Below are 12,398 nucleotides of genomic sequence, written 5' to 3'. Positions count from 1 at the left end.
GATAAAAATGATAATAAAATGTTTATATTCATAATGTTAAATAGAAATTAGCACATAATCGTATAAATAAGAATGCCATTTGACCTGTGTGCGCTTTCCCGATAACTTGGAAATCCGCTGGAAGCTTTCTGGGTGGGTTCTGTGCCCATCATATTTATGCAGTAATTTAGATTCCCTCTAAAGCAAGTCCTCAACACTTGTGAAACCGGATGCGTTAGACATCAAGAGGGCGACACGCGCGGTATGCGTAGATTCGCAAACCCCGTCGCCATGCCCTTGCTGCGTCTGGACGCAAACGGTATCGGGAATCACGTAGAGCCTCGGGAGGTTCACTGATATGTTGTACGATAAATCCCTTGAGAAGGATAACTGTGGTTTCGGCCTGATCGCCCACATAGAAGGCGAACCTAGCCACAAGGTAGTGCGTACTGCTATTCACGCACTGGCCCGAATGCAACACCGTGGAGCAATCCTCGCCGATGGTAAAACCGGTGATGGTTGTGGCCTGCTGTTGCAAAAGCCTGACCGTTTCTTCCGAATCGTTGCGGAAGAGCGTGGCTGGCGTTTGGCAAAAAACTATGCCGTCGGCATGATTTTCTTAAATAAAGATGATGCGCTGGCTAAAGCAAGCCGTCGTATCGTTGAAGAAGAGTTGCAAAACGAAACCCTGTCGATTGTTGGCTGGCGCGAAGTGCCAACCAATGAAGACGTACTCGGTGAAATCGCCCTCTCCTCAAAACCTCGTATCGAACAAATTTTTGTTAATGCTCCGGCTGGCTGGCGCCCACGTGATATGGAACGTCGCCTGTTTATCGCCCGTCGCCGCATTGAGAAACGTATTCAGGACAAAGACTTCTACGTTTGTAGTCTCTCAAACCTGGTCAACATCTATAAAGGTCTGTGTATGCCGGCAGATTTGCCGCGCTTCTACCTGGACCTGGCGGACTTACGCCTGGAATCAGCCATTTGCTTGTTCCACCAGCGTTTCTCCACCAACACCGTACCACGCTGGCCGCTGGCTCAGCCGTTCCGCTACCTGGCGCACAACGGTGAAATCAACACCATCACCGGTAACCGTCAGTGGGCGCGTGCGCGTACCTATAAATTCCAGACGCCACTGATCCCAGATTTGCATGACGCCGCGCCATTCGTTAACGAAACCGGCTCCGACTCAAGCTCAATGGATAACATGCTTGAGCTGCTATTAGCTGGCGGGATGGACATCGTTCGTGCCATGCGTTTGCTGGTGCCACCAGCCTGGCAGAACAACCCGAACATGGACCCGGAGCTACGTGCCTTCTTCGACTTTAACTCCATGCACATGGAACCGTGGGATGGCCCGGCCGGTATCGTAATGTCCGACGGGCGTTACGCTGCGTGTAACCTGGACCGTAACGGTCTGCGTCCGGCACGCTACGTCATTACTAAAGATAAGCTGATTACCTGTGCATCCGAAGTTGGGATCTGGGATTACCAGCCTGACGAAGTGGTCGAAAAAGGCCGCGTCGGTCCTGGCGAATTGATGGTTATCGATACCCGTATCGGGCGCATTCTGCATTCCGCTGAAACCGATGCCGATCTGAAAAGCCGCCACCCTTATAAAGAGTGGATGGAAAATAACGTTCGTCGTTTAGTGCCGTTTGAAGATTTGCCTGACGAAGAAGTCGGTACCCGCGAGCTGGATGACGATACGCTGGCAAGCTTCCAGAAGCAGTTCAATTACAGTGTTGAAGAACTGGATTCTGTGATTCGCGTGCTGGGTGAAAATGGCCAGGAAGCCGTCGGCTCAATGGGTGATGATACCCCGTTTGCCGTGCTCTCCAGCCAGCCACGCATTATTTACGATTACTTCCGCCAGCAGTTTGCGCAGGTGACCAACCCGCCAATCGATCCGCTGCGTGAAGCTCACGTAATGTCTCTGGCGACCAGCATTGGCCGTGAAATGAACGTCTTCTGTGAAGCAGAAGGCCAGGCGCACCGCCTGAGTTTCAAATCACCAATTCTGCTGTGGTCTGATTTCCAGCAGCTCACTTCGCTTGAAGAGCAGCACTACCGTGCCGATACGCTGGACATCACTTACGATGCTTCCGCTCAATCGCTGCATGAAACCGTCAACGCACTGTGCGACGAAGCTGAACGCATGGTTCGCAACGGTACAGTTTTGCTGGTGCTGTCTGACCGTAACATCGCGAAAGATCGCCTGCCGGTTCCAGCGCCAATGGCAGTGGGTGCGATTCAGACTCGCCTGGTCGAGAAGAATCTGCGTTGTGATGCCAATATTATTGTTGAAACGGCAAGTGCGCGTGACCCGCACCACTTCGCTGTTCTGCTTGGCTTTGGTGCCACCGCCATCTATCCATACCTCGCCTACGAAACGCTGGCGAAACTGGTCGATAACGGCGCGATTGAAAAATCTTACCGCGCAGTAATGCAGAACTACCGCAACGGCATCAACAAGGGCCTGTACAAGATCATGTCCAAAATGGGCATCTCGACTATCGCCTCTTATCGTTGCTCGAAACTGTTTGAAGCGGTTGGCCTGCATAAAGAAGTTTCTGAGCTGTGCTTCCAGGGCGTTGTTAGTCGCATTGGCGGTGCTGGGTTCAACGACTTCCAACAAGATTTGCTGAACCTGTCTAAGCGCGCATGGCTTGCTCGTAAGCCGCTGGACCAGGGTGGTCAGCTGAAATACGTCCACGGTGGCGAATATCACTCCTATAACCCAGACGTGGTTCAGACGCTGCAAAAAGCCGTAAACAGCGGTGAGTACAAAGATTATCAAGAGTACGCGAAGCTGGTGAACGAGCGCCCGGTGGCAACACTGCGCGATATGCTCGCACTGAATCCGCAAGGCGAAACAGTGAGAATCGAAGACGTTGAGCCAGCCACTGAGCTGTATAAACGCTTCGATACTGCGGCGATGTCTATCGGTGCGTTAAGCCCGGAAGCGCACGAATCACTGGCCGAGGCGATGAACAGCATCGGCGGCAATTCTAACTCCGGTGAAGGCGGTGAAGATCCTGCACGTTACGGCACCAACAAAGTGTCCCGTATCAAACAGGTCGCTTCTGGTCGTTTCGGTGTGACTCCGGCTTACCTGGTGAATGCGGATGTTATCCAGATTAAAGTCGCTCAGGGTGCTAAGCCTGGCGAAGGTGGTCAGTTGCCGGGTGATAAAGTCACGCCGTATATCGCAAAACTGCGTTATTCCGTGCCTGGCGTTACGCTGATTTCGCCTCCGCCGCACCACGATATTTACTCTATCGAAGATTTGGCGCAGTTGATTTTCGACCTTAAGCAGGTCAACCCGAAAGCGATGATCTCCGTCAAACTGGTTTCCGAACCAGGTGTCGGCACCATCGCAACCGGTGTGGCGAAAGCCTATGCCGACCTGATTACTATCGCCGGTTACGATGGCGGTACAGGTGCAAGCCCGCTGTCTTCCGTGAAATATGCTGGTTGCCCGTGGGAACTGGGCCTGGTGGAAACACAACAGGCACTGGTTGCCAACGGTCTGCGTCACAAGATTCGCCTGCAGGTTGATGGCGGCCTGAAAACCGGCTTAGACATCATCAAAGCGGCGATTCTTGGCGCAGAAAGCTTTGGTTTCGGTACCGGCCCGATGGTGGCGTTAGGTTGTAAATACCTGCGTATTTGCCACCTGAACAACTGCGCAACCGGTGTTGCAACTCAGGACGAAAAACTGCGTAAAAACCACTATCACGGCCTGCCGTTCAAAGTGACCAACTACTTTGAATTCATTGCCCGTGAAACCCGTGAGTTGATGGCGCAGTTAGGCGTGAAGCGCCTGGTTGACCTGATTGGCCGTACTGATTTGCTCAAAGAGCTGGACGGATTTACTGCCAAACAACAAAACCTGGATTTGTCGAACCTGCTGAAAACAGCCGAGCCGATGCCGGGCAAAGCGGTGTTCTGCACCGAAAATAACCCGCCATTTGATAAAGGCGACCTGAACGCGCAACTGCTTGCTCAGGCGAAACAGTATGTGGACGATAAACAGAGCAAAACGTTCTGGTTTGATATCCGCAACACTGACCGTTCTGTAGGTGCCACGTTGTCCGGTTATATCGCGCAACATAACGGTGACCAGGGTTTGGCTGCCGACCCAATTAAAGCGCATTTCAGCGGTACTGCCGGGCAGAGTTTCGGTGTGTGGAATGCCGGTGGCGTTGAATTGCATCTGACTGGTGATGCTAACGACTATGTCGGTAAAGGCATGGCAGGCGGTTTAATTTCATTGCGTCCTCCGGTGGGCTCCGCCTTCCGCAGCCACGAAGCGACCATCATCGGTAACACCTGTTTGTACGGTGCTACTGGCGGCAAACTGTATGCTGCTGGCCGTGCGGGCGAGCGTTTCGCAGTACGTAACTCTGGTGCAATCACCGTAGTTGAAGGTATTGGCGATAACGGTTGTGAATACATGACGGGTGGTATTGTCTGCGTCATCGGTAAGACAGGCGTGAACTTCGGTGCAGGTATGACCGGTGGTTTCGCTTACGTGCTGGATGAAGAGGGTGATTTCCGTAAACGCGTTAACCCTGAGCTGGTTGAGCTTATTAACGTTGAAGAGCTGGCGATTCACGAAGAACACCTGCGCGGTATGATTACCGAGCATGTGCAGCTGACGGGTTCCCAGCGCGGCGAAGAAATTCTGGCTAACTGGCCGGCATTTGCCTCGAAATTCACGTTGGTTAAACCGAAGTCCAGTGATGTCAAAGCATTGTTGGGTCACCGTAGTCGAAGCGCCGCCGAGTTGCGGGTGCAGGCGCAGTAAGAGGTCACGATGAGTCAAAACGTTTATCAATTTATCGACTTACAGCGCGTTGATCCGCCAAAGAAACCGCTCAAGATCCGTAAAATTGAATTTGTGGAAATTTACGAGCCGTTCTCAGAAGGCCAGGCCAAAGCACAGGCAGACCGCTGCCTGTCCTGCGGTAACCCGTACTGTGAATGGAAATGCCCGGTTCATAACTACATTCCAAACTGGCTTAAGCTAGCCAACGAAGGGCGCATTATTGAAGCGGCTGAATTGTCTCACCAGACAAACAGCCTGCCGGAAGTGTGCGGCCGTGTTTGCCCACAAGACCGCCTGTGTGAAGGTTCTTGTACGCTGAACGATGAGTTTGGTGCCGTCACCATCGGGAATATCGAGCGCTATATCAACGATAAAGCGATTGAGATGGGCTGGAAACCAGACCTGACCGGCGTGAAGCAAACCGGCAAACGCGTCGCTATCATCGGGGCTGGTCCTGCGGGGCTGGCGTGTGCCGACGTGCTGGCACGTAACGGTGTGAAAGCGGTGGTGTATGACCGTCATCCTGAAATCGGCGGCCTGCTGACCTTCGGTATTCCAGCGTTCAAGCTGGAAAAAGAAGTGATGACCAAACGCCGTGAAATCTTTAGCGGCATGGGTATTGAGTTCAAACTGAATACTGAAGTTGGCCGTGATGTTCAGATTGACGACTTGCTGAAAGAATTCGATTCCGTGTTCCTCGGCGTAGGGACTTATCAGTCAATGCGCGGTGGTTTAGAGAATGAAGATGCGACAGGCGTATTTGACGCGCTGCCATTCCTCATCGCTAATACCAAAAAGATCATGGGCTTCGGTGATTCACCGGAAGAGCCGTATGTGAATATGGAAGGTAAACGCGTAGTGGTGCTTGGCGGTGGTGATACCGCGATGGACTGCGTGCGTAGTTCTGTTCGCCAGGGTGCAACGCACGTTATCTGTGCTTATCGCCGCGATGAAGAAAACATGCCGGGTTCTAAACGCGAAGTGAAAAACGCGCGTGAAGAAGGTGTCGAATTCCAGTTCAACGTGCAGCCACTGGGTGTGGAAGTTAACGCTAATGGCCGCGTATCGGGTGTGAAAGTTGCCCGTACTGAACTGGGTGCACCGGATGCCAATGGCCGCCGTCGCCCGGAAATCGTTGCCGGTTCTGAGCACGTTGTGCCTGCTGATGCAGTGATTATGGCGTTTGGTTTCCGTCCACATGCTATGCAGTGGCTGGAAAAACACAGCGTTGAGCTGGACAGCCAGGGCCGCATTTTGGCACCGGAAGGCAGTGATAATCCATTCCAGACCAGCAACCCGAAAATCTTCGCCGGTGGTGATGCCGTTCGTGGTTCTGACCTGGTGGTGACAGCTATTGCTGAAGGCCGTAAAGCGGCTGATGGGATCCTGAACTTCCTCGAAGTTTAACGAACCGCCGATGTTAAAAAGCCCGGTGATATTCATATCACCGGGCTTTTTTATGCTTCGAGCGCGCTGCGATGCAGTTTGACAACCACTTTCTTGATAGGCTCCGCGTGCGTAACCACACATCCAGGCTTATGGGGTTCCAGCGGCATAAATACGGCAAACTGACCGGGATGGAGTGTTAGCACCTGTTGCTTATCAATATGGTTGCAAAGCTGGTAATCCTCTTCCGCATGAAATTTCTCACACTCACGCGCACTCTCAAAATTCCCATAGAAAATCCTTTCCGTCCCTTCCAGTAACACCTGAATATCGATGTATTCCCGATGTTGTTCCGCTTTCTTCTCATCGGCATGCTGGGTGGAAAACGTCATGACGTTCATAAACAGCGCCTCGCCTTGCAGAACGTACTTCCCCGGCTCCTTAAGCTGCGGCTGTTCGGCTAACGCAACACGAAGTGCATTCAGAATGGCTGCGGGTAAACCTGCGGCTTCTGGCTGATAAATATCTCCGGCGATCATGGCATGGCTTCCTGTGCTAAACGTGCAGCCCCTAGCAGGCCTGCGTTATGTTGATAATGCGCGGCGAAAAGCTGCGGGTGATAGATATCCGGCTCCTGGGCGAGAAACTCTTTAACCAAGGGCAAATAGCCAGTAGCAAGCCCGACACTGCCGCCAATCACCACACACTGGCAATCGGTAGCCGCTTTGGCATCAGCAATCAGGCGCGCCAGGGTCTGCGCGGAACGTTGTACCAGAGCATTCGCCTGGGGATCGCCTTGAGCTGCGCGAGCAAAAATCGTTTTCGCATCACAGCCTGCCAGCTCCCCTTGTGCCGCAGCAGCGATGCCCCGCCCGGATGCGATAGCCTCCACGCATCCTCTGCGCCCACAGCCGCAGCGCGGCCCGTTTGGATCAGCAAGCGTATGACCCAGGTGCCCTGCTAATCCTCCTGCGCCAACCAGCAGTTGGCCGTTGCTCACAATCCCACCGCCGACTCCTGTCGACACTGTCAAAAACACCATATCGCGGGCTTCTACTGTAAGTGCGTGATACTCCGCCCACGCCGCCGCCTGCGCATCATTCACGGCGATACAGGGTAAATGGGTCAAACGAGTTAGCACCTCGACCAGCGGAAAATGCGCCAGCCCGCCCAGGTTATCCGGGTTGATAGCCGTCAACATGCCATTTTCGATAATGCCGGTGGAAGCAATAGCAACGCGCTGCGCACGTAACGTCAGCGGAGCAACGAGTTCTGTAAGACAGGCCTGTAAAGCATCGGGATTTTGGCCGGCTCGCGTCATAGCCTCCCGCCTTTCGATGATATTCAGTTCGCTGTCCACCAGGGCTGCGGCCAGTTTTGTGCCGCCGAGATCTATCGCAAGCGTAGTCATTTAACCGCCTTTGTCAGCGCATCCTGATACCACTGGCAAATGTGTTCCAGACGCGTAATGGCAGAGCCAACGGTCACCGCCCATGCACCATGCTTCATAGCCTGCGCCGCCCATTCTGGCGAGTTATAACGGCCTTCTGCAATGACACGACAACCTTCATCGCTTAACGCCCGCACTAACGCAAGGTCAGGCTCATTGGGCGTGTGTGCCGTTAGATAACCAGACAGCGTGGTGCCTATCAGTTCAGCCCCCTGCTGCTGGCAATAAAAACCGTCCTGAACCGAAGAACAATCTGCCATCGCCAACAAATCGTATTGATGAATACGTGCCAACAGTTCACTGACTGGCACCGGGCGCTCCCGATCGGTGCCATCAAAAGCGATGATATTCGCCCCGGCTTGCGCCAGGGCGTCAACATCTTCGAGAAATGGCGTAATTCGCACCGGCGAATCGGGAAGATCGCGTTTGATAATGCCGATAATCGGCAGTGAAACCAGCGCCCGCGCGGCTTTCAGATTCTCAATACCTTCGATACGCAGCGCGACAGCCCCCGCTTGTTCCGCCGCAAGCGCCATAGCCGCAACGATTTCAGGCTTATCAAGTGGGCTTGCAGGAACTGGCTGGCAGGAGACAATCAGGCCGCCTGCCACTTCTATCTGCCGGGCCATTTTTTCAATCAGTGACATATCAGTTCCCTATCAATTTAGTCTTGTGGCTACCCGAAACGACCGCCCCACTAAATGGTTTTCCGTCGATGGCATCGTGAGTACGCACCGCTTCTGGATGGATCCAACGCTGGATACGTGATGGCATATCCAGGCCAATCAACAGGATGACTACAAACGTCAGGCTGAACGACAGTGATGCCAGCGCCGTCCCTAAATCAAGGTGCTGAGCGATAGTCGCGCCAATCACCGGAGCCAGTGCACCACCGAGCGCGCCGACGTTATAGGTAAAGCCAAGCCCTGCGGCACGCTGTTCGGTATCGAAATAACCGCCGATAAGCTTAGGTAATATTCCCGAAATACCCTGCCCCAACATTTGTTGTAAGAACAGCAGCAGGCCCAGCACCCAAATGTTGCCGCCACCAATTGCGAATACCGGAATAATTAACAGCTGTGATGCCAGCAGGCTGCAAACATAGGCTTTGCGCGTCCCTAGCCAGTCGCCCAGGAAGCCACCCACACAACAACCGACTGCGGCACCAAATCCACTAAAGAACAGAACATGAGCCACCGTTGCAGGGTCGTAGGCCAGTTCAGTTTTCAGATAAGTGGGCAGTAAGGCCTGAATCGGCCAGGAGTAGAGGAAGGCGAAGAACACGACGATCATCAACGTGACGCCTGTCGGCCAGCGTTTGCCACTACTTTGCACCATAAAGCTAATGAAGATGGCCGCACAAATCAGGCCGAGAACTGTAATCAGTAGCGCATTGCCAAGGTTACCGGCAAAGCAGAAGTAAAGTGCCGTTGCGACGACAATCGTCAGGCCGATATTGATAAGCCGGTGTTCGCCGCGATACAGAATATCCACCATGGTTTTGGTTGGCTTTTTATCGGCAAACTTCTCTTTCCAGTCTTCTGCTTCGGGGATGTTTTTACGCAGCCAGAGCGCGAAAATAATGGGCAAAATGCCGATGAAGAACAGTGCACGCCAGCCCCAGACAGGCACCACTACGCTATACACCTGAGCGGCGATCACCGCCCCAACAGAAAAGCCGGAGATCAGAAAACCACTCGCTTTATTCCGCATCTGTTTCGGCCAGCTTTCGATAACATAGGTAGCGCTCGAGCCGTACTCACCCGCCATTCCCATGCCAATCAGCAGTCGGGCAAAGAACATGGTGGTAAAACCTGGGGCAAAACCACAGGCCAGCGTGCCGAAAGAAAACAGTACGATACTGGTGATCATCGCCAGTTTGCGGCCATAGCGGTCGCCCATCGCCCCTAAAACCAGGCCGCCAAACCAGCGCGAGATAAATGCAGCCGAGATTAAACTCGCGGCCTGAATGGTCGTCAGGCCAAATTCACTTTGAATTTCAGTCAGTACTAACGCTATTAAGACAAAATCAAAACCATCCAGTAAGTAGCCAATCCAGGCTGCCGAAAACGCTTTCCATTGCGGTTTGGTAAGATGGCGATACCACGGGATCTGTTGGGTAGTGTTATTCATAAAGCACTCCCGGTGCGGGTTTGCGAAAACCCGCCCTTTGGTTAGATTAGGTATTAGCGATACTGGCGTTCAGCATCATTTATTATTCAGAACGTTGCACGCTCGCTCTGCAGCTGTTTTGCCAGCGCTTTCAGCTCCGGCAGATATTGCTCATCAACCGGGGCAAACGGCTTACGGCACAGCGGTACCGCTACCACATCCATATAGTGCAGCAGGGTTTTCAGTCCACGGAAAACGCCCACTTTAATCAACAGATCAATGACTTTATTACATTCGCTTTGTAGATGGCTTGCGCGCTGCATATCCCCTTCGAGCACCGCTTGTTTGATGGCGAGGTAACGCCAGCCCATCACATTGTAAGTGCTACCAATGCCGCCATCGGCACCTGCCACCAGGCCTGATGCGAAGATCTCGTCATAACCGTTATAGAGCACCAGATCCGGATGTGCACGGCGGATCTGCTCCATCTGATAAAGATCGCCGGAGGTTTGTTTTAATGCGCCCACTCCCGGCAAGTTGATAAGAGTACCAATCTGCTCAAGCGTCAGTTTCACGCCACTCAACGCAGGGATGTTGTAAACCACCATCGGCAAACCGCCGGATGAATCAATCACGGCGCGGTAATGGTCGCAATGTTCGTTAAAGCTGAATGGGTAGTAGAAAGGTGTCACTGCGGAGACGGCATCAAACCCGTAACGGTGTGCAGCACTCGCCAGCGTCTGGCTTTCATGGGTGCTGATACTGCCGACATGGGCAATTAAGGTCACTTTACCTTTAGCCTCTTCCGCGACGATTTCCAGCACCTGTTCACGTTCCTGTGAACTTTGCAGGAAGGCTTCCCCGGTTGAGCCGCCGACGTAAAGGCCATCAACCCCCTGATCAATATTGAAACGAACCAGGCGCCGTAAGCTTTCGGTGTCTATCTGCTGTTGCTGATTAAATGGAGTAAGCAGTGCGGGCATCACACCGCGAAGATTCTGTTTCATAAATGCCTCTGTGTTGTCTGGTTTCTGATGTTAACGACATACCTTTATACCTGTTATACCAGATCAAAAACTAAACACCACAGCGCGGAGAGCTAAGAATGCGATCCTGTTCATACGAAATTATGATGGGTATGCAGACGTTACCAGCAAAGACGTGCGCGGGATCGCAGATTAATGCAGGTTATTTTTTCGCTGTGCGTTTGCGTGGTGCGGGATAGTAAGAGGCAAATACACTTTTCAGGTGCGCTTTCAGGGCGGCGTCAGCCGCATCAGGATCGCGAGCCTGGATCGCGTTATAGATGTCGATATGCTGTTGGTAGCTAACCGTATTGTGGGCGAGAAGAACATCCTGCGAAACCGCGGGACGCGCGGCAATCAGCCAATCGAGCAAGGCGACATGCACCGCCATGAAGATCGGGTTATTGGGGATCTCGGCCAGCTCGCGGTGGAATTCAATATCGGATCGAATAAACAGATCGTTGTCATCCAGCGCCTGATTGTTCATCTCCAGCGCTTTTCCAAGACGGGCGATTTGCTCATCTGTGGCAAATTCCGCAGCGTAGCGGACCAGGCTTGATTCAAAGAACATGCGCAGTTGCTCGAAGTGCGCAATGCCGCCAGGCCGTGCGAGGAAATCTTTCGCGACGCCAGATAACTCACCAATAATGGTATCTGCGGAAGGGCGCGAAACGCGGGCGCGTTCGCCATTGCTGATTTGCACCAACCCTTTGCGTTTGAGCGCCGCCAGTGCTTCACGCACCGAAGGGCGGCCAACATTGAAAAAAGCCATCAGTTCACGTTCAGAAGGCAACTGCTCGCCTTCGGCAAACTCACGTCGGCGAATCATCTGCTCGAGCTCTTCTTCCACCATTTCTGAGAGTTTTTTACGCGCAAGCGGGCGACGGCGCATCGTATGGCCGATGGTTTCAGTCGTCTCAGGTGGCTGCTCGTCAAATGTGCTCATCGCGTCAGAATTGGCCGTTTAATGGAAGGAAGATCGCAAATAATATTGTCGAATCATAACACAGCAATTCGTGGCTTACGTAAAGATGCCGTTCGCATGTTTATTTTAGGCAAGAAAAAGCCAGTCATCAAACTGGCTTTCGATTTCCGATTAACGCTTGCGAATTACTTCACTACGCGCAGAGCTGGACGTCCACCACGTGGAGGTGGCTCGTCATCCGGACCGTTGTCATCTTCATCATGATCGGGGCGTGAGCCGTCGATAACTTGCATGACCATTTCTGAATCAGACGGCAACTGCTCAATATCATTATGACTTTCACCATCTTCGTCATAACTGGCTTCTGGCTCGAACATAGTGCCAGCACCATTTTCCCGAGCGTAGATAGCCAGAACCGCGGCCATAGGAACAAATACCTGGCGTGGAACGCCACCGAAGCGCGCGTTAAAACGCACGTCGCTGTTGGACAACTCCAGATTACCTACGGCACGTGGTGCAATATTCAGGACAATTTGCCCGTCACGTGCATATTCCATCGGGACATGTACGCCAGGCAATGTCACATCCACCACCAGATGCGGAGTGAGCTGGTTATCCAATAGCCACTCGTAAAAAGCACGAAGTAGATACGGACGACGTGGTGACAATTGTGACATATCCATC

At 52.8% G+C, this 12,398-nt stretch carries 9 protein-coding genes; 2 read left to right on the top strand and 7 right to left on the bottom strand.

Annotation, left to right across the window (positions count from 1 at the left end):
- The first annotated feature begins 337 nt into the window (after positions 1 to 337).
- The gene (gene gltB, locus MNO13_RS02320) at positions 338 to 4,795 is read left to right on the top strand and encodes a glutamate synthase large subunit (RefSeq protein WP_121814811.1); all 4,458 of its coding nucleotides are present in this window, start codon (positions 338 to 340) and stop codon (positions 4,793 to 4,795) included.
- A gap of 9 nt (positions 4,796 to 4,804) precedes the next feature.
- Positions 4,805 to 6,223 (top strand): glutamate synthase small subunit, encoded by a 1,419-nt coding sequence (locus tag MNO13_RS02315; protein ID WP_064543090.1) that lies wholly within the window; start codon positions 4,805 to 4,807, stop codon positions 6,221 to 6,223.
- A 50-nt stretch (positions 6,224 to 6,273) separates the two neighbouring features.
- On the opposite strand, the gene nanQ is transcribed toward MNO13_RS02315, so the two are convergent.
- The 7 genes from nanQ to sspB form a co-directional block, all read right to left on the bottom strand.
- Positions 6,274 to 6,741, bottom strand: coding sequence for an N-acetylneuraminate anomerase (gene nanQ / locus MNO13_RS02310; RefSeq protein WP_241939487.1), 468 nt, complete (start codon positions 6,739 to 6,741; stop codon positions 6,274 to 6,276).
- Positions 6,738 to 7,613, bottom strand: coding sequence for an N-acetylmannosamine kinase (gene nanK, locus MNO13_RS02305; RefSeq protein ID WP_241939486.1), 876 nt, complete (start codon positions 7,611 to 7,613; stop codon positions 6,738 to 6,740). The genes nanQ and nanK overlap by 4 nt, the downstream gene beginning before the upstream one ends.
- Complete coding sequence (locus tag MNO13_RS02300) at positions 7,610 to 8,299, bottom strand: N-acetylmannosamine-6-phosphate 2-epimerase (protein WP_064543084.1); 690 nt, start codon at positions 8,297 to 8,299, stop codon at positions 7,610 to 7,612. Before MNO13_RS02300 ends, nanK begins: the two co-directional genes overlap by 4 nt.
- Position 8,300: 1 nt before the next feature.
- Positions 8,301 to 9,785, bottom strand: coding sequence for an MFS transporter (locus tag MNO13_RS02295; protein WP_241939485.1), 1,485 nt, complete (start codon positions 9,783 to 9,785; stop codon positions 8,301 to 8,303).
- Between the two features lie 86 nt (positions 9,786 to 9,871).
- Positions 9,872 to 10,771 carry an N-acetylneuraminate lyase gene (nanA, locus tag MNO13_RS02290; RefSeq protein WP_241939484.1) on the bottom strand — a complete coding sequence of 300 codons (900 nt, stop codon included), beginning with the start codon at positions 10,769 to 10,771 and terminating at the stop codon, positions 9,872 to 9,874.
- 181 nt (positions 10,772 to 10,952) lie between these two features.
- Positions 10,953 to 11,735, bottom strand: coding sequence for a transcriptional regulator NanR (locus MNO13_RS02285; RefSeq protein WP_064543077.1), 783 nt, complete (start codon positions 11,733 to 11,735; stop codon positions 10,953 to 10,955).
- A 164-nt stretch (positions 11,736 to 11,899) separates the two neighbouring features.
- The gene (sspB, locus tag MNO13_RS02280; RefSeq protein ID WP_064543074.1) at positions 11,900 to 12,397 is read right to left on the bottom strand and encodes a ClpXP protease specificity-enhancing factor; all 498 of its coding nucleotides are present in this window, start codon (positions 12,395 to 12,397) and stop codon (positions 11,900 to 11,902) included.
- Position 12,398 lies beyond the last annotated feature (1 nt).

Source organism: Buttiauxella ferragutiae, assembly GCF_022637515.1.
In the GTDB taxonomy this organism is placed as follows: domain Bacteria; phylum Pseudomonadota; class Gammaproteobacteria; order Enterobacterales; family Enterobacteriaceae; genus Buttiauxella; species Buttiauxella ferragutiae.
Note: the sequence above shows the minus strand (reverse complement) of the source record. Positions and strands in the feature narration are given on the sequence as shown.

Bases quoted from the DNA above. Each gene is read 5' to 3' on its own strand.
- nanQ (WP_241939487.1), bottom strand. From the start codon at position 6,741: ATGATCGCCGGAGATATTTATCAGCCAGAAGCCGCAGGTTTACCCGCA.
- nanA (WP_241939484.1), bottom strand. From the start codon at position 10,771: ATGAAACAGAATCTTCGCGGTGTGATGCCCGCACTGCTTACTCCATTT.
- gltB (WP_121814811.1), top strand. From the start codon at position 338: ATGTTGTACGATAAATCCCTTGAGAAGGATAACTGTGGTTTCGGCCTG.
- nanK (WP_241939486.1), bottom strand. From the start codon at position 7,613: ATGACTACGCTTGCGATAGATCTCGGCGGCACAAAACTGGCCGCAGCC.
- MNO13_RS02300 (WP_064543084.1), bottom strand. From the start codon at position 8,299: ATGTCACTGATTGAAAAAATGGCCCGGCAGATAGAAGTGGCAGGCGGC.
- sspB (WP_064543074.1), bottom strand. From the start codon at position 12,397: ATGGATATGTCACAATTGTCACCACGTCGTCCGTATCTACTTCGTGCT.
- MNO13_RS02315 (WP_064543090.1), top strand. From the start codon at position 4,805: ATGAGTCAAAACGTTTATCAATTTATCGACTTACAGCGCGTTGATCCG.
- MNO13_RS02295 (WP_241939485.1), bottom strand. From the start codon at position 9,785: ATGAATAACACTACCCAACAGATCCCGTGGTATCGCCATCTTACCAAA.
- MNO13_RS02285 (WP_064543077.1), bottom strand. From the start codon at position 11,735: ATGAGCACATTTGACGAGCAGCCACCTGAGACGACTGAAACCATCGGC.